This window comes from Kineosporia sp. R_H_3 (assembly GCF_002198675.1).
Taxonomy (GTDB): Bacteria; Actinomycetota; Actinomycetes; order Actinomycetales; family Kineosporiaceae; genus R-H-3.
Genome location: NZ_MWLL01000197.1, coordinates 1 through 15,996, shown reverse-complemented (window position 1 = coordinate 15,996; position 15,996 = coordinate 1). Strand labels below are relative to the sequence as shown.

General features: G+C 75.2%; 13 protein-coding genes and 1 pseudogene. 11 read left to right on the top strand and 3 right to left on the bottom strand.

The genetic code is table 11. From position 1 onward, the window contains the following. Nucleotides 1–104 precede the first annotated feature (104 nt). The 5 genes from ECOMGDLI_RS24330 to ECOMGDLI_RS24310 all read left to right on the top strand — a co-directional run bounded on the left by ECOMGDLI_RS24330 (nucleotide 105) and on the right by ECOMGDLI_RS24310 (nucleotide 7,850). Nucleotides 105–722, top strand: coding sequence for a TetR/AcrR family transcriptional regulator (locus ECOMGDLI_RS24330; RefSeq protein WP_158221133.1), 618 nt, complete (start codon nucleotides 105–107; stop codon nucleotides 720–722). 47 nt (nucleotides 723–769) lie between these two features. Beyond that, nucleotides 770–1,837: a DUF2157 domain-containing protein gene (locus tag ECOMGDLI_RS24325; RefSeq protein WP_088319444.1), complete on the top strand. Its 1,068-nt coding sequence runs from the start codon at nucleotides 770–772 to the stop codon at nucleotides 1,835–1,837. Nucleotides 1,838–1,905: 68 nt separating this feature from the next. Further along, a complete protein-coding gene (locus ECOMGDLI_RS24320; protein WP_088319443.1) occupies nucleotides 1,906–2,400 on the top strand; it encodes a pyridoxamine 5'-phosphate oxidase family protein in 495 nt (164 codons plus the stop codon). 292 nt (nucleotides 2,401–2,692) lie between these two features. Continuing rightward, nucleotides 2,693–5,782: an EAL domain-containing protein gene (locus tag ECOMGDLI_RS24315; protein ID WP_143447896.1), complete on the top strand. Its 3,090-nt coding sequence runs from the start codon at nucleotides 2,693–2,695 to the stop codon at nucleotides 5,780–5,782. A gap of 232 nt (nucleotides 5,783–6,014) precedes the next feature. Then, nucleotides 6,015–7,850 carry a histidine kinase N-terminal 7TM domain-containing protein gene (locus ECOMGDLI_RS24310; protein WP_143447895.1) on the top strand — a complete coding sequence of 612 codons (1,836 nt, stop codon included), beginning with the start codon at nucleotides 6,015–6,017 and terminating at the stop codon, nucleotides 7,848–7,850. A 28-nt stretch (nucleotides 7,851–7,878) separates the two neighbouring features. Here ECOMGDLI_RS24310 and ECOMGDLI_RS24305 read toward each other — a convergent pair whose 3' ends face one another. The 3 genes from ECOMGDLI_RS24305 to ECOMGDLI_RS24295 all read right to left on the bottom strand — a co-directional run bounded on the left by ECOMGDLI_RS24305 (nucleotide 7,879) and on the right by ECOMGDLI_RS24295 (nucleotide 10,615). After that, a complete protein-coding gene (locus ECOMGDLI_RS24305; RefSeq protein ID WP_088319440.1) occupies nucleotides 7,879–8,733 on the bottom strand; it encodes an ABC transporter permease in 855 nt (284 codons plus the stop codon). Then, nucleotides 8,730–9,761 (bottom strand): ATP-binding cassette domain-containing protein, encoded by a 1,032-nt coding sequence (locus tag ECOMGDLI_RS24300; RefSeq protein ID WP_088319439.1) that lies wholly within the window; start codon nucleotides 9,759–9,761, stop codon nucleotides 8,730–8,732. The genes ECOMGDLI_RS24305 and ECOMGDLI_RS24300 overlap by 4 nt, the downstream gene beginning before the upstream one ends. 152 nt (nucleotides 9,762–9,913) lie before the next feature. Next, nucleotides 9,914–10,615 (bottom strand): PadR family transcriptional regulator, encoded by a 702-nt coding sequence (locus ECOMGDLI_RS24295; RefSeq protein WP_088319438.1) that lies wholly within the window; start codon nucleotides 10,613–10,615, stop codon nucleotides 9,914–9,916. Between the two features lie 157 nt (nucleotides 10,616–10,772). Between ECOMGDLI_RS24295 and ECOMGDLI_RS24290 the strand changes: the two genes are divergently transcribed. The 6 genes and pseudogenes from ECOMGDLI_RS24290 to ECOMGDLI_RS24265 all read left to right on the top strand — a co-directional run. Next, nucleotides 10,773–11,225: a hypothetical protein gene (locus ECOMGDLI_RS24290; protein WP_088319437.1), complete on the top strand. Its 453-nt coding sequence runs from the start codon at nucleotides 10,773–10,775 to the stop codon at nucleotides 11,223–11,225. A gap of 241 nt (nucleotides 11,226–11,466) precedes the next feature. Next, the gene (locus ECOMGDLI_RS24285; RefSeq protein WP_158221132.1) at nucleotides 11,467–12,867 is read left to right on the top strand and encodes an efflux RND transporter periplasmic adaptor subunit; all 1,401 of its coding nucleotides are present in this window, start codon (nucleotides 11,467–11,469) and stop codon (nucleotides 12,865–12,867) included. Nucleotides 12,868–12,878: 11 nt separating this feature from the next. After that, nucleotides 12,879–13,607 carry an ABC transporter ATP-binding protein gene (locus ECOMGDLI_RS24280; protein ID WP_088319435.1) on the top strand — a complete coding sequence of 243 codons (729 nt, stop codon included), beginning with the start codon at nucleotides 12,879–12,881 and terminating at the stop codon, nucleotides 13,605–13,607. Next, the gene (locus ECOMGDLI_RS24275; RefSeq protein ID WP_233153615.1) at nucleotides 13,604–14,872 is read left to right on the top strand and encodes an ABC transporter permease; all 1,269 of its coding nucleotides are present in this window, start codon (nucleotides 13,604–13,606) and stop codon (nucleotides 14,870–14,872) included. The genes ECOMGDLI_RS24280 and ECOMGDLI_RS24275 overlap by 4 nt, the downstream gene beginning before the upstream one ends. A gap of 11 nt (nucleotides 14,873–14,883) precedes the next feature. Beyond that, nucleotides 14,884–15,558 (top strand): hypothetical protein, encoded by a 675-nt coding sequence (locus tag ECOMGDLI_RS24270; RefSeq protein ID WP_088319434.1) that lies wholly within the window; start codon nucleotides 14,884–14,886, stop codon nucleotides 15,556–15,558. Between the two features lie 60 nt (nucleotides 15,559–15,618). Next, nucleotides 15,619–15,996: pseudogene (locus tag ECOMGDLI_RS24265) on the top strand (hypothetical protein); the annotation flags it as partial.

Here is a 15,996-nt window from a genome sequence, read left to right as displayed (position 1 = left end):
AACGCCTGTAAAGCGATACGACAAGTTAACGAGTGTTAGCCTTCGGGTCAACCCGGGGCCGGACCGGCGCGCCGGGCCGGAGCATGTCGCACGACGGAGGGCGCATGGCGCGGACGGCGAACCCGCGGGGCCAGGGATCGCGGCTGCGCGGCGAGCTGCTGGACGCCGCGAGCCGGCTGCTCGTCGCGGGCGGCCGGGACGCCGAGCTCACCCTGCGCGGCGTGGCCCGGGAGGCCGGGGTCTCCGCGCCGAGCGTGTACGCCCACTTCGCGGACCTCGACGAGCTCGCCGTCGAGCTCGTGCGCCGGCACGTCGCCGACCTCGCCGCGGCCCTGCACCGCAGCGCCGCACGGACGACGTCCCGCCCCGCGGCCGACCGGCTGCGGTCGCTCGCCCGGGCCTACGTGCGCTGGGGGCTGGAGAACCCGGGCCCCTACACGGTGGTGTTCGAGGGCCGGGCGCTGCGCCAGCTCAGCGCCGAGGACGAGCGCGCGCTCACCGCCGGCAACGACCTGCTGGGGGACCTCGCCGCGCTGCTCGCCGCCCTCGACCCGGCCCCGGAGGACCCGGCCGCCGCGGCCCTCGGGGTCTGGACCGCGCTGCACGGCGTCGTCTCGCTGCGCCTGTCCAAGCCGGCGTACCCGTGGCCCGGGGTCGAACGGCACGTCGACGCGGCGCTCGGGGCCGTCGTGCCGGGCCGACACGCGCGGCCCGTCGGCTGAGCCGCGCTACTCAGGCTCCGGGCCCCGCCCGTGCGTACGTTGACGCCATGAGCACCCCTCTCGAGCAGGCACTCGGTCGGCTCGTCGCCGACGGAACCCTCACGGACGAACAGGCCCGCGCGGTCTCTCGCGAGCTCGCGTCGCAGGCACCCGGTACTCCGGGCCTCCCCGTCGGCCACGCCGGCCCCCGGTCCGCGGACCGCCCCGGCTGGACGACGCTCGTCGCCGAGATCGGCGGCTACGTCGGCGGGGCCTTCGTCCTCGCCGCCGCGATCGTCCTCACCGGCCCCCGCTGGGGGGAGCTCGGGCAGTCCGAGCGGATCGTGCTGCTCGCCGTGCCGGCGCTGCTGCTGCTCGCCGCGGCGGCCGCCGTCCTCGCCCTGACCCCTGGTGGCTGGCCCGTCCGGCACCGGCGCGGCACCGGCCCCCGCCGCCGGCTCGCCGCCGCCCTCGTCGTCGTCGGCGGCGCCCTGCTCGCCGGCGCCGTCGCCGTGGCGGCGCGCGGCACGGGCGACTGGCAGGCCGTCTGGTACTTCGGCGCCGCGACGGCCGTCGGGGCGCTCGGGTACGCCGCGCTCCGCACCCCGCTGCTCCACGTCGCCACCGCGGTCGCGGCGGCGTCCGCCGCGCCGATCGCCGCGAGCACGTACTCCGACACCTGGCAGCGGGAGGGGCTGTGGGCCGGGCTCGCCGTGGTCGCCGTCGCCGTCGTCTGGCTCGCCCTCACCGCGGCCGGGGTGCTCGCCGAGGCCGGGCTCGGGCTCACCGTCGGCGGTGCGCTCGCGTTCGTCGGCGGGGAGATCGCCACGACCGCCGAGGGCCTGGCCTGGGTCGGGTACCTCGTGCTCGCCGCGGTGGCCGTCGCCGGTCTGGTCGCCTACGTCCGGACCCGGCACGTCGGCGTCCTCGTCGTCGGTGTCGTCGCGCTCGCGACCGTCGTCCCCCAGGCCGTCATCGACTACACCGACGGCGAGCTCGGCGCCGCGGGCGCGCTGCTCGTCACCGGGCTGTCGATCCTCGGGGCGAGCGTCCTCGGCCTTCGGCTGCGCGGGGCGGCCCCGTCGGACGACGGCCCCGCCGGTGCCGACGCGGCCCCGGCGGTCGCCGCCCCGTGAGGCACGGCACGGCGTCGAGGGACTTTCGCCCCCCGCCCGCCGACGGAGGTCGGTGGCACGGTTCCCTCATGGAACAGACGACCCGCGGGGCACAGACCCCGTCCACCGGGGGAGTCGACGAGGTCGCCCGCGAGACCGGGGCGATCGAGGTGCTCTCGCCGGAGCAGTGCTGGCAGCTCCTGACCTCCGCGGAGGTCGGGCGGCTCGCGGTCGCCGTCGCCGGCGACGTGGACATCTTCCCGCTCAACTTCGCCGTGGACGACGGCGCGATCCTCTTCCGTACCGCGGAGGGGACCAAGCTCGTCGAGATCGTCATGGCGGGCCGGGTGGCCTTCGAGGTCGACGGCTACGAGCCCGAGCACGGCCGCGCGTGGAGCGTCGTCGTCAAGGGCCATGCGGAGAACCTCGAGAAGTTCGACGACCTCTACCGCGCGCAGGAGCTGCCGCTCTTCCCGTGGAACGCCTCGCCCAAGGAACGCTTCGTCAAGCTCACGCCGGCCCGGATCACGGGCCGCCGGTTCACGGTGCTGCGCACCCGTGCGGGGGACGAGCCGCACCTGTAGCCGTCGGCGCACGAGGCGGGGGCGGTCGGTCCGGGAGGGCCGGCCGCCCCCGTGCGCGTGCGGTCGGGGGCATGCCGACGTAGCCGCGGGACGCCGTCCGCGCCCTCGTGCCGCAGGTCACGCCGGACGTCACAGGACTGTTCGCAGACTTCGCGAGTGTCGCGCGACCTGGGGCCCGCCGTCACGGCATGCTGTCATCGCACTGCGTTGAGTGACTCGGTCTCCGATGGGCCGTCACGCGCGGTGCGGCGCGGGGGCGTCGAGAGGCCAGTGAATCCCGGAGGTGCTCCCCGTGTCGTCGCCCCAGCGGTCTCGCTCCGGCGTGCACACGGGGCCCGGTGGCCATTCCTGGGTCACCGGCGTCGGTGCCGCCCAGGACCGGATCCGCGCCGCCGCCGGTCGGACGGACGTCGTGCTCGACCGGCTCGTCCACGCGGTCTCCGAGCTCGTCGACGCCCCGGCGACGGTCGCGCTCCTCGAGGACGGCGACCTCGTCCGGCGCGCGGCGACCGGCGACGGGCGGCTGCCGCTCGGGGTGCGGGTCGAGACCGCGACGAGCATCTGCGGCGAGGCGCTGCGCACCGGTCGCCCGGTCCGGGTCGGGGACGCCGCCGCGGTCGGTGCCGGCGCACCGGACGCCACCTGCTGCCCGCCCGCCCGCTCCATGCTGTCCGTGCCGCTCGCCGTCCGCGGCACCGCCGTCGGGGTCGTGGCGCTCACCGCCGACCGGCCGGACTGGTTCGACGGCGTCGACGAGAACACCGTGACGCTCGTCGCCGAGGTCGCGGCCGACGTCCTGCTCACGTCCCTGCCCGAGCGGGTCACCCCGCGCACCCCCGACGAGAGCACCGCCGTGCTCCGGCGCGTCACCGTCGTCGAGATCCCCGACGACGTCGAGCCGCCCGCCGTCGTCGACGTGGCCGTCACCGAGGCCGGTTCCGAGGCGGTGGCGTCCGTCCGTGGCGCACCGGTGGAGGTCAGCGTGTCCGCTCCCGGTCCGGCCCCGCGCCCGACGCCCGCCCGCGCCGAACGCCACACCGAGCGCGACGCCGAGCCGACACTCGTCCTCGCCGCGGTGCCGCGGACCGGCTCCGGCCCGGGTGGCGGCGACGCCACCGCCGGCTCCGGCGGCCCGGGCGACCGGTCGGGAAGCGTCGACGTCTCCGACGACGAGCGCTCCGTCGGCGACCTCACGGTCCGGCGGGACGTCGTCCCCGAGCAGCGGGCCGCCTCGGACGCCCCCGAGGAGCCGTCGGGCGCGCCCGACGGCGGCACTCCGCCGGACCCGGAGCAGCACGGCGCCCTGCCCGCGCTCCCGTCGCTCGGGCTCTGGCAGTGGGACGCCGCGACCGGCCTCGCGACCCTCAGCGAACCGGCCGAGGAGCTCACCGGGATGCCCGCCGGTCGGCCCCGGGTGCTCGGCGCGTTCCGGGCGCTGGTGCACCCGGACGACGTCGCGCTCGTCGAGGAGACCGTCCGGTCGGCGCTCGCCCGGCCCGGCAGCACCACCCTGTCGTGCACGTTCCGGCTGTGCCGCCGGGACGGCGACGTCCGCGTCGTCCAGCTCTGGGGCGACCTGCAGCGCAACCGCAACGGCCTCGTCGGCGCGGTCGGTGCCGTCGCCGACGTCACGCCGCTGCTGCCCGGCACGACGACCGACGGTGCGGCCGGCAGCGCCGCCCCGGCTCCCGCGGCCGGCCCCGACGGGCTCGCCGACGTCGGTGCGCACCTGCGCGCCGTCCGGGAGCTGACCGGCGCGGGCCTGTGGTCCTGGCGCCCGGGGGCGAGCCTGCACGACGGCGAGCTCGAGTGGTCCCCGGAGATGTTCCGCCTCGTCGGGCTCGAGCCGGACGAGATCTCCCCGACCCTTGCGCACTGGCACGGGTTCGTCCACGACGAGGACCTCGACAAGGTCCGCCGGGTCGACCTCGGTGCGCTCGAGCGCACCGGCGGCCACGGCGAGACCTTCCGCGTCATCGGCGCCGACGGTGCCATCCGGCACGTCCAGGCCTGGGCGGAGGGCACGCCCGGCTCCCCGCTCGTGCACGGCGCCGCGGTCGACGTGACCCGCCAGGTCCGCGACCGGGTGCGCCTGGAGCGGCTCGTGGCGACCGACCCGGTGACCGGGCTGGCGAACCGCGCGGCGTTCGAGCGGCGGGTCACCGAGATGCTCGCCGAGCCCGGCGTGGACGTCTCGGTCCTGCTGCTCGACGTGGACCGCTTCAAGCAGGTCAACGACTCCCTCGGCCACGACGTCGGCGACCGGCTCCTCCTCGAGGTCGCCCGCCGGCTCTCCGCGGTCGTCCCGGACGGCGGCCTCGTCGCACGGATGGGCGGCGACGAGTTCGTCGTCCTGCCGACGTCGGGCCTGGGCATGCTCGCCGTCCGGCGGCTCGCCGAGGCGGTCACCGACGCCCTGCGGATGCCGTACGTGCTGCCCGACTCCGGCGAGCTCCTCGTCTGCCCGGTGAGCCTGGGCATCACCTCGACGTCCGGTCGTGCCGTCTCGCCGCAGGACCTCCTCGCCGAGGCCGAGCTCGCGCTGTACCGGGCGAAGGACTCCGGCCGCGACCGCTTCGTCGTCTACGACGAGGCGCTGCGGGCGCGGTCGCAGTCCCGGCTGCGCGCCGAGCGGCTCCTGCGTGGGGCCCTCGAGCACGGCCGGCTCACGCTGCAGTACCAGCCGATCATCGACTTCGCGAACGGCCGGGTCGTCGGCGCCGAGGCTCTCGTGCGGATCCGGGACGAGAGCGGCGACGGCCTGCTCATGCCCGACGTCTTCATCGACGTCGCCGAGGAGACCGGCCTCGTCGTCGACCTGGACCGCTGGGTCATCGACACCGCGATCGAGCAGGTCGAGCGCTGGGCGGCGCAGGTGCCGGCGGGCCAGGAGGCCCCGTGGCTGTCGGTCAACGTGTCCGCGCGGTCCATGGAGCACCCGGGGGCGATCCGCGGCCTGCTCGACGCCGTTCGGCAGCGCCGGATCTCCGCGACGGACATCAAGGTCGAGCTCACCGAGCGCAGCTTCCTCGCGGCGCTGCCCGGCGGCGAGGGCGCGCTGCGCCAGCTGCTCGGCTCCGGGATCCCGGTCGGGATCGACGACTTCGGCACCGGCTACTCGGCGCTGGGATACCTGCAGCGGTTCGAGCTCGACTTCATGAAGATCGACCGGTCGTTCGTGCAGTCGGTCGGCGAGGAGCAGCGTGCCGACGCGGTCGTCACCGCGATCGTCGACCTCGCGCACGCGCACGGGATGCTCGTCACGGCCGAGGGGGTCGAGACGCCGCGGCAGGCGCGGCGGCTGCGGGAGATCGGCTGCGACCAGGCGCAGGGCTACCACTTCGGCCGCCCGGCGGACGCCGCGCGGATCATCGCGGGCTGACCCGCCGGATCGCTGACCGGGAGCTGCCCCGGAGAGCGGACCCGGAGAGCTGACCGGGCGAGCTGACCGAGAGAGATCGTCAGCCCGAAGCACTGTCCCGGGCGAGCACGATCTGTCATGGTTCAATCACAGGAATGGACGTTCGGGCCTGTCCTGCCGTCCGTCCCTGGCGTAGCGTCGTGTCCCACGCGATCCCGCCGCACGCGGGTGTACCCGGGGGGTTTCCGCCAGAGTGTCCTTCTCCATCGTCCTGGGTGTGGTGTTCGGGGTCGGCGCCGCCGGCTACCTGGCGCTCGCCTGGTACGTGTGGCGCTACCGCCGCGCGGCGGGTGGCCACGGCCTCGTCGCGCTCTCGCTCGCGGTCTTCGTCTGGACGACGTGCTACGCGATGGAGCTCGTCACCGACACCCTGGAGATCAACAAGGTCTGGTCCGGGCTGAAGTTCGTCGGCATCGTCGCCGTGCTGCCCGGGCTCGCCTGGTTCGTCGACGAGTACACCGGTGCCCGGCGGCTGACCCGGGGCCGGCTGGCGCTGCTGTGCATCGAGCCGGTCGCTGTCCTCACCCTGCTGGCGGTCCCCGCCTGGCACGACTCTTTCCACTTCTACCCGGACAGCGCCGTTGCGGCGAGCCTTCGCGGGGAGCGGCCGATCCCGGAGGCCGGAGACTTCTTCTGGCCGCACGCGGTCTACACCTGGGTCGGCGTCGCGATCTGTGTCGTCCTGCTGTCGACCCGGCTCGTCCGGATCGCGCAGCCCTACCGACGCCAGGCGTACGCGATCGTCGTGGCGACGGCGCTGCCCATGCTCGTCAACGTCCTGTTCAACGTCGGGGTCATCGTCGGGGACGTCGACCCGACGCCGTTCGCGTTCGTGCTCACCGCCGTCGTCCTCTTCTGGGGATTCTTCCGGCTGCGGCTGCTCGACCTCGTACCGGTCGCGCGCGGGGTCGTCGTCGAGCAGATGACGGACGGCGTCGTCGTCCTCGACGCGTACGGCCGGGTCGTCGACACCAACCCCGCGACGGCGGTCCTCGTCGGGGACCGGCGCTCGCGCGTCGTCGGCCGCCGCCTCGACGAGCTCGTCCCGGCGCTCGCGCCCGCGCTCGACGCGCACATCCCCGGGACGACGACCCGCGACGAGGTCGTCCTCAAGGACCTCGGCGGCCGCCGGACCGACGTCTCGCTCGTCCTCACCTCGCTGCTGGACCGCAACGGCGCCGAGACCGGCCGGCTCGCCGTCCTGCGCGACGTCTCGGCGCGGGTGCGCACCGAACGGCACCTGCGCGAGCTCCTCGACCAGCAGACCCGGCTCGCCGAGACGCTCGAGGCGAGCCTGCGCCCGTCCCGGCTGCCGGACGTCCCCGGGCTGCGGCTGGCCGCCCGGTCGTTGCCGTCGGGGGTCGGCAGCCAGGTCAGTGGCGACTTCTACGACGTCCACCCCGCGACGGGCGGCGAGTGGGCGTTCGTCCTCGGCGACGTGTCGGGCAAGGGCGTCGAGGCCGCGATCGTCACCTCGACCGCCCGCTACACGGTGCGGGCGCTGAGCGCGCAGGGCTGGTCCCCGCGCCAGGTGCTCGAGCAGCTGAACCTCGCGCTCGAGCCGGGCGAGGACCTCGAGCGGTTCTGCACCGTCGTCTACGGCCGGATCACCGCCGCCCCGGCACCCGGGGAGGTGACCGGCGTCCGCCTGACGATCTCGCTCGGCGGTCACCCGGCACCGTTCGTCCGGCGGGCCGACGGGTCGGTCTTCGCGGTCGGTGAGCCGGGGACCGTGCTCGGCCTGCTCCCCGAGGTGAGCGTCCACGAGACGGTCGTCGACCTCGCGCCCGGCGACGTCCTCCTCGCGTACACCGACGGGGTCACCGAGGCGCGTCGCAACGGCGAGGAGTTCGGCGACGTCCGGCTCGCCGAGGTGCTCGGCGGCACGGCCGCCGGGCTGCGCGGCCGCACGGGTGCGGCCGCGGCGTCCCTCGTCGCCGACGCGGTCGCCGACCGCGTCGTCAAGGAGGTCGTCGAGTTCGCGAGCGACCGGGACGACGTCGCGCTGCTCGTGCTCGCCGTCGCCTGAGCGGCGCGGCGAGCACGAGCAGGCGCGCTCAGAGCGAGCGCTGGTACGTCCCGAACGCCCTCGTCGCGAGCCAGGCCATGACGAGCGCCAGCCCGGCGAGCAGGCCGAGCCGCGGCCAGACGAGGCCCCAGTCGGTGCTCGCCGACAACGCCTCCCGAGAGGCGACGACGGCCCAGTCGACGGGGTTGTACCGGGCGACGTCCCCGACCCAGGACGGCGCCAGCCGGGTGTCCATGAGCGCGGAGGAGAGGAACTGCAGCGGCAGCACGACGAACTGGCTGATACCGATGAGCGCCTCCTGCTGGCGCAGGAGGAGCGCGAGGGCGTTCGACAACGACGCGACGACGACGCTCACGAGGCACGCAGCCAGTGCCGTGACGGCCCAGCCGGCCGCGCCGCCGTCGAACCTCGCCCCCGACGCGACGGCGATGACGAGCACCACCGCGGTCTGGAAGAGCGTCGTGAGGCCTTGGTACACCAGGGTTCCGGCCATCATCGCGCCCCGGCGCACCGGCGAGGCGAGGAAGCGGTCCATGACACCGCGCTGCATGTCGTCGATGTAGACCGTGCCCGCCCAGCCGCTCGAGAACAGCGCCGTCATGACGACGACACCGGGGGCGAGGAACTCCAGGTAGGTCTGCCGGCCGTCCGCGAACCCGGGGAGCTGCGCCGTCGCCCGGAAGAGCTGCCCGAACAGCAGCAGCCAGATCGCCGGCTGCACGAGCGTGAGGACGGCGAACGCGGGCTGCCGCAGGAGCGCGCGGACGCTGCGTGCGGTGAGGTACGCCGAGTGCCGGGTGAGCTCGCCCAGACCCGTTGCGCGGGAACGGGTCGCACCGGACCGGGCGCCCGGGTCGATCGGCCGGACGGCGGTCGTCGTCATGCCGCCACCTCCGTGCCGGCCGCTGCGTAGGCGCGGCCGGTGTGCCGCCGGTAGACGTCGTCGAGCGTGGGCCGGGCCACCGACACCGCAGCGGCCTGTAGGCCGCCGGTGTCGAGCGCCGCGAGCACCTGCGGCACGACCCGGGCGCCGTCGTCGGCCCGCGCCCGCAGCAGCGCGCCGTCCGCGGTGAGGTCGCGCAGGCCCGGCACGGCGGCGAGCAGGCCGAGCGCGCGGCGTGCGTCGTCCGGGGAGCCCAGCTCGAGGTGCACGGTGTCCCCGCGCAGGTCGCGCTTGAGCTCCTCGGGCGAGCCCTCGACGACGAGACGCCCGCGGTCGACGACCGCGAGCCGGTGCGCCAGCCGGTCAGCCTCCTCCAGATGGTGCGTCGTCAGCACGACGGTCACCTCCTCCTGGCCGGACAGGCGGGCGATCTCCGCCCACATCCGGGAGCGGGCGTCCGGGTCGAGACCCGTCGTCGGCTCGTCGAGGAACAGCACCGACGGCCGGTGGACGAGGCCGATCGCGACGTCGAGCCGGCGGGACATCCCGCCGGACCAGGTCCGCACGAGACGGTCCGCGGCGTCGGTGAGGTCGAGGCGCTCGAGCAGGTCCCGGGCCCGGGCTACGGCGTCCGCCCGTTGCAGGCCCTGGACCCGGCCGGCGAGCACGAGGTTCTCCCGCCCGGTCGCGAGCGGGTCGGCGGACGAGCGCTGGGACACCAGACCCACGAGGCGACGGACGGCGTCCGGTCGGCGGGTGACGTCCACGCCGGCGACGACCGCCCGCCCGGAGTCGGGGCGGGACAGGGTGGTGAGGATCCGCACGGTCGTCGACTTGCCGGCCCCGTTCGGGCCGAGCAGACCGAAGACGGCTCCGGCGGGGATGTCGACGGTGAGGCCGTCGAGCGCACGCACCTCGGGGGTGCGACGCCCGGTGCGGTAGGTCTTCACGAGGTCGGCCGCCGAGACGGCCGGCCCGGTCGTGCCGGCGGTGGTGCCGGCGGTGGCGGGTGGACGGGCACGGGACATGGCTGTGCTCCCTGTTCGGGAGCCGGCCGCGGGCACCTATCCTGGGGATGCGCCTCGGATCGGACCGCCTGCGGTCCGGCTCGGGTGATGCCCCTGGCCGGTGTTCGAGCACCGGTCAGGGGTTCGCGCGTTCTGGTGGTGCACCCCGGAGGTCAGGTCCGCCGGGGGGTCTGGGTGGCGGCGGTGTCGAACGCCGCGGCGTCGGGGCCGAGCCGGCCGACCGGGTCGGCGAAGATGTCCGCGAGGGGGACGCCCTCGGCGTGCAGCTCGTGGAGCCGGCGCCAGGCCTTGACGCCGGGGAACGAGCCGTCCCGGATCCGGCCGGCGAGGTCGGCGACGAACCCGAGCTCGGCGGTGAGCATGTGGCGCCGGTAGGCGACCTCGACGACGAAGAGGTCCGGCAGGCCCATCTCCGTGGTGACGTCGAGCGTGGCGTCCAGCGACCGCACCTCGATCCGCAGCCGGTCGCAGCGGGTCTCGAGGAGCGTCGCGACGTCGTCGGGGGGCAGCCCCGGCATGAGCGACAGCCCGGCCTCGAGCGACGAGTGGTCACGGGCCGGGGTCGAGAGCAGCTCGGACAGCCAGTCCTCGAGCTCGTGCACGCCGGCGTCCGTGATCTCGTACACGGTGCGCTCGGGCCGCCGGCCCTCGCGGGTCGTCTCCAGCGGGCTCACGAGCCCGTGCCGCTGGAGGGACTCCACGACCGAGTAGAGCGAGCCGTAGTTGAGCCGGATGCTCTGCTCCTTGCCCCGGCTGCGCAGCGTCGTCGAGATCTCGTAGGGGTGCATCGGGCGCTCGTGGAGACAGCTGAGCACCGCGAGGGCCAACGGGTTGGAGACCCTGCGTCGTGCCACTGCACCTCCCGGGGTCGAGCCGGCGGATCAGGAACCGAATACTCGGATCAGAGTAATCACTGTGGGACAGACGTCAAGACATATCGCGTTCTTGGTGCGCGGGAGCCTGCGGCGCAGGTGGCGGGCGGACCGCCGGGGCGTGCGCGATATTGACGTGATGGACGCCCTCGCAGGTCGACGCCCCGGCTGGTGGATCGCCCCGGTCTACCTCGCCATGGCGGCGCTTATGGTGCCGTGGATCGTCGTCCTCGCGCAGACCCTGCCGGACCGGATGGTCAGTGCGAACTACCGGACGGCGTGGGTCGGCTTCGACGTGCTGCTCGCCCTCGCGCTGGGCCGCACGGCCTGGCTGACGTACCGGCGCTCGCCCTTCCTCGGCAACATCGCCAGCGCCACGGCGACGCTGCTCGTCGTCGACGCGTGGTTCGACGTCACGACCTCGCCGGGCGGGCCGCAGCTCGCCGAGGCGGTCGCCGCCGCGCTGCTCGTCGAGCTGCCGCTCGCCGCGCTCTCGCTCGTGCTCGCCCGCCGGGCCGCCGCCGAGATCGCCCGCACGGGGGCCGTCCGGCGCTACCGGTGGGAGTTCCACCGCCGGTCCGAGCAGGTCTGACCGGGAGTCCCGCTCCCGCAGCCGATCGCCGGAGGCGGTGACCTCCGGCCCGGTGCTGCGCCGTCCGGGTGGCCGGTGAGGACGGCGCGCCCAGGCCTGCAGGGATCCGGGCGCCGGTTCCCAGGTTCCTCCCAGAACCCGTTGGGACGTTCGGCGTCGTCGGGGCACGCAGGGTGCCGCGAGCGCGCCAGCGCCGGGCCGGACCCGGGTGGCAGCGGTGACGAAGAGGGAGTGCCCCGCGGTGAAGCGTCCGCCCACCTTCTGGCTGAACACGGGGCTGGCGGCCGCGCTCCTCGCCGCCGGCGGCGGAGCCTGGTACACCGTGCAGGGCTCGTCCGTGGCGCAGACCACGACGACGAGCCGCACGTCGACGGTCCGCACCGGGACGCTCACCGCGACCGTGACCGGCAGCGGCAACCTGGAGAGCGCCACGTCGTCGACGGTCGACTTCTCCTCGTCCGGCACGCTCACCGACGTCTACGTGACGGCCGGGCAGACGGTGAAGAAGGGCCAGAAGCTCGCGCGGATCGACTCCGCGGCCGCGGAGCGCAGTCTCGCGAGCGCCAAGGCCTCGCTGCTCTCCGCGCAGGCGGCCTACGCGGACACGGCCGACGGGGAGAGCGCGAGCCAGCGCAAGCGCGACGAGATCGCCGTGTCGGACGCGCGGTCCGCGGTGACGAAGGCGACGAGCGCGCTCGCCACCGCCCGCTCCACCCGGGCCGCGGACCTGGAGGCGCAGAACGCCCTCGTCGCCGCCGCGCAGGCCGCGCTCGCGAAGGGCACCGGCACCGCGGCCGCGGTCAGCGCCGCGAAGGCCACCCGGACGAGCACTCTCGCGAAGGACGACGAGGCGATCACGTCGGCGCGGTCGGCGCTCGCGAGCGCGCAGGACGACTACGAGCTGCAGAAGCTGAGCGCCGCCGAGAACGCGGACTCGCCCACCGCGGCCGACCTCGCGAAGGCGAGGAGCAGCGTCGCGGACGCGCAGGCCGCCGTCGACGAGGCGCAGGAGACGCTCGACGGCACGACGCTCGTCGCGCCGCACGCCGGGACCGTGCTCTCGGTCTCCTCGGACGTCGGGGACACGGTCGGCTCGAGCAGCGGCTCGTCGGGCAGCTCGTCGGGCGGGACGTCGTCCGCGGCCGCGGGCTCGACCGGCAGCAGCACCACGACGTCCACCGGGTCGTCCGGCTTCATCGAGCTCGCCGACCTCACGGTGCTCCGGGTCACCGCGAGCGTCGCCGAGGCCGACGCCGCGGACGTCGAGAAGGGACAGGCCGCGACCGTCACGCTCTCGGCGACCGACACCGAGGTCGCCGGCACCGTCACCGCGGTCTCCGTGAGCGGGACGACGAGCAGCAACGTCGTCACCTACCCGGTGACCGTGACCCTCGACGAGGTGCCGGACGGCGTCAGGCTCGGCGCGAGCGTCAGCGTCAGCATCACGACCGGCAGCGCCGAGGACGCCCTCATCGTGCCGACGAGCGCGGTGACGACGATCGGCAACCGCAGCACCGTGACCGTCCTCGACGACGGAGCCGAGAAGAGCGTGACCGTGCAGGTCGGCATCGAGGGCGACAGCGGCGTGCAGATCACCAGCGGGCTCACCGCGGGCCAGCCCGCCCCGGGCGGCCGGCCGTGACCGGTGCTCGGGTGCCGCGCCCCGTCCTGGACCTGCGCGGTGTCACCAAGGTCTTCGGTGCCGGCGACACCGCCGTCCATGCCCTCGGCGGCGTGGACCTCGTCGTCGACCGCGGCGAGTACGTGGCCGTCATGGGTGCGTCCGGGTCTGGGAAGTCGACGCTCATGAACATCGTCGGCTGCCTCGACGTGCCGACCCGGGGCCGCTACCTGCTCGACGGCGTCGACACCCGGCGGCTCGACGAGGGCCGGCAGGCGATGGTCCGCAACCGGAAGATCGGCTTCGTCTTCCAGTCGTTCAACCTCGTCCCGCGCACCAGCGCGCAGAGCAACGTCGAGCTGCCCCTGGCCTACGCCGGGGTTCGGCTCGCGCAGCGACGGGAGCGGGCCGCCGCCGCGCTGGCCAGGGTCGGGCTCGCGGACCGCGGCCACCACCTGCCCTCGGAGCTGTCCGGCGGGCAGCAGCAGCGGGTCGCGATCGCCCGGGCCCTCGTCACCGAACCCGTTCTCCTGCTGGCCGACGAGCCGACCGGCGCGCTCGACAGCCGCAGCACGCGCGAGGTGCTCGACCTGTTCGACGACGTGAGCGCCGGCGGCCGGACCATCCTCGTCATCACCCACGAGGAGGAGGTCGCCGAGCGGGCGCACCGCGTCGTGCGGTTCCGGGACGGCCACATCGTCAGCGACGAGCGGCGTGCACCGCGCGGTGCCCGCGCGGCCGCCGCGGGAGGTGCGGCGTGAACGTCCGGGAGAGCGCGCGCTTCGCCGTCCGCGGGGTCACCGCCAACCCGATGCGGACGGCGCTCACGACGCTGGGCATCCTCATCGGGGTCGCGGCCGTCATCATCCTCGTCGCGGTCGGCAACGGGTCCAGCGCCGCGGTCAAGGAGTCGCTGAGCCGCCTCGGCAGCAACACGTTGACGGTGCAGGCGTCCCAGGGCGGCACCGGCGGCCGGGCCGGCGGCTTCGGCGGGTTCGGCGGCGCCCCGGGCGAGGTGAGCAGCGGCACCCGGACCCGGACCGCCGAGCTCACCCTGGACGACGCCGAGGCGCTCACCGACGCGACGCTCGCACCGCACGTGCTGCGCGTCGCACCCCGGGTCTCGGCGTCCTCGGTGACGGCGACGTACGACGGCGCGACGCACACCGTGAGCACCTTCCTCGGGACGAGCCCGAGCTACCTGACGATCAACGACGACAGCGTGCAGAAGGGCGAGACCCTCACCGCCGAGGACTGGACCGGGCGGCGCCGCGTGGCGCTCGTCGGCTCCAGCGTCGCCGAGGACCTCGTCGGCGGCGACGGCCTCGACGCCGTCGGGAAGACCGTGCAGTTCGACGGGATCGGGTTCACCGTCGTGGGTGTCCTCACCGACAAGGGCAGCACCGGGCCGCAGGACGAGGACGACCGGGTGATCGCGCCGCTCACCGCGGTGCAGGACACCCTCACCGGCTACGGCTCGCTCTCGGCGATCTCGGTGCAGGCGAAGGACGCCGACTCGGTCGCGACCGCGCAGGCCGAGATCGAGGACGTCCTCAACAGCCGGCACCACGTGACGTCGGACGACGCGGACTACTCGATCCAGAACCCCACCTCGCTGCTCACCGCGGTGACGTCGACGTCGCAGACCTTCACGGTGCTGCTCGCCTCGGTGGCCGCGATCTCGTTGCTCGTCGGGGGGATCGGCGTCATGAACATCATGCTCGTCACGGTCACCGAGCGGACCCGGGAGATCGGCATCCGCAAGGCGATCGGCGCCCGGCGCGGCGACATCGTCGGCCAGTTCCTCCTCGAGGCGGTGCTGCTCAGCCTCTTCGGCGGCGTCATGGGCGTCCTCGTCGGGCTCGCCGGCAGCCGCTTCGAGATCGTCGGCGTCCGGCCCGTCGTCTCGGCGTCGTCCGTCGCGCTCGCCTTCGGCGTCGCCGTCGGGACCGGCCTGTTCTTCGGCCTGTACCCGGCCAACCGGGCCGCCGCGCTGCGGCCCATCGAAGCCCTCCGTTACGAGTGATCGGACGCGCCATGACGACACGGACCGACGGGCCCGACTGGTTCCACGCCAACGCCCCCGGGGACGAGCCGGTGCACCCGGTCGACGGCGCTCAGGACGACGGCGCTCCGGACGACGGCGCCCAGGTCGACGACGCTCCGCGCGGCGACGCCGCATGGGACGACGACGACCTCCTCGACGCCGACCGGGCACCCCGGACGAACCGGCTCACCGTCGTCCTCGCCGTCGCGGTCGTCGCGGCGTGCACGTTCACCGCCGGGGCCCTCGTGCAGCGCGAGCTCGGCGGCTCCGACGGCAGCGCCGCGGCGGCCGGCGGGCTGCCGTCCGGGTTCCCCGGCGGCCTCGGTGCGGCCGGGTTCCCCGGCGGCGGTGAGGTCTTCCCCGGCGGCGGTGCCGCCGCGGCGACGGGCGGCCCGGGCCAGGCGGGCGCCGTCGGCGGGACGGCGGGCACGGCCACCGCGGCGGCGCCGGTCGTCGTCGGCACGGTGACGTCCGTCGAGGGCACGACGCTCGTCGTCGAGAACTTCGCGGGTGCACGCGTGACCGTCACCGTCCCGGCGACGGCCACCGTGACCGCACCGGGCCTGGGCGGTGTGAGGGCCGGCATGACGGTCTCCGTCGTCGGGTCGAAGCAGTCCTCCACCGCGGTGACGGCGACCGCGGTGACCGCCCGCAAGGCCTCGTGACCTCCTGTGCCGCAACGCCTCCGTGACCCGCACCCGTCGACACCCAGCAGGAGAGCCCTCGTGACCACCGGACCCACCGGCACCGCCGGACGCACGACCCGGACGCTCCGCGTCCCGCCGCTGCTCGCCCTGGCCGTGAGGGGGATCGCCGCGGTCGCCCTCCTCGCCGCGTGCGGCGACGGCTCCACCGCGACGACGACGGCCGCGGCCGGGTCGACGACGGCGAGCGGCCCGCGGACCGTGACCGCGACGGATGCCGCGGCGGCCCCGGGGCAGGACGGCGGTGGGCGCGGCGCGGACGTCCAGAAGATCCAGGAGTGCCTCACGGCGGCCGGGATCTCGCTCCCGACGCCGTCCGGCATGCCGACGGGGGCGCCCGACGGCGACGGCACCCCGCCCGCCGGCGGCACCCCGCCCGCCGGCGGCCCCTCCGGTGGC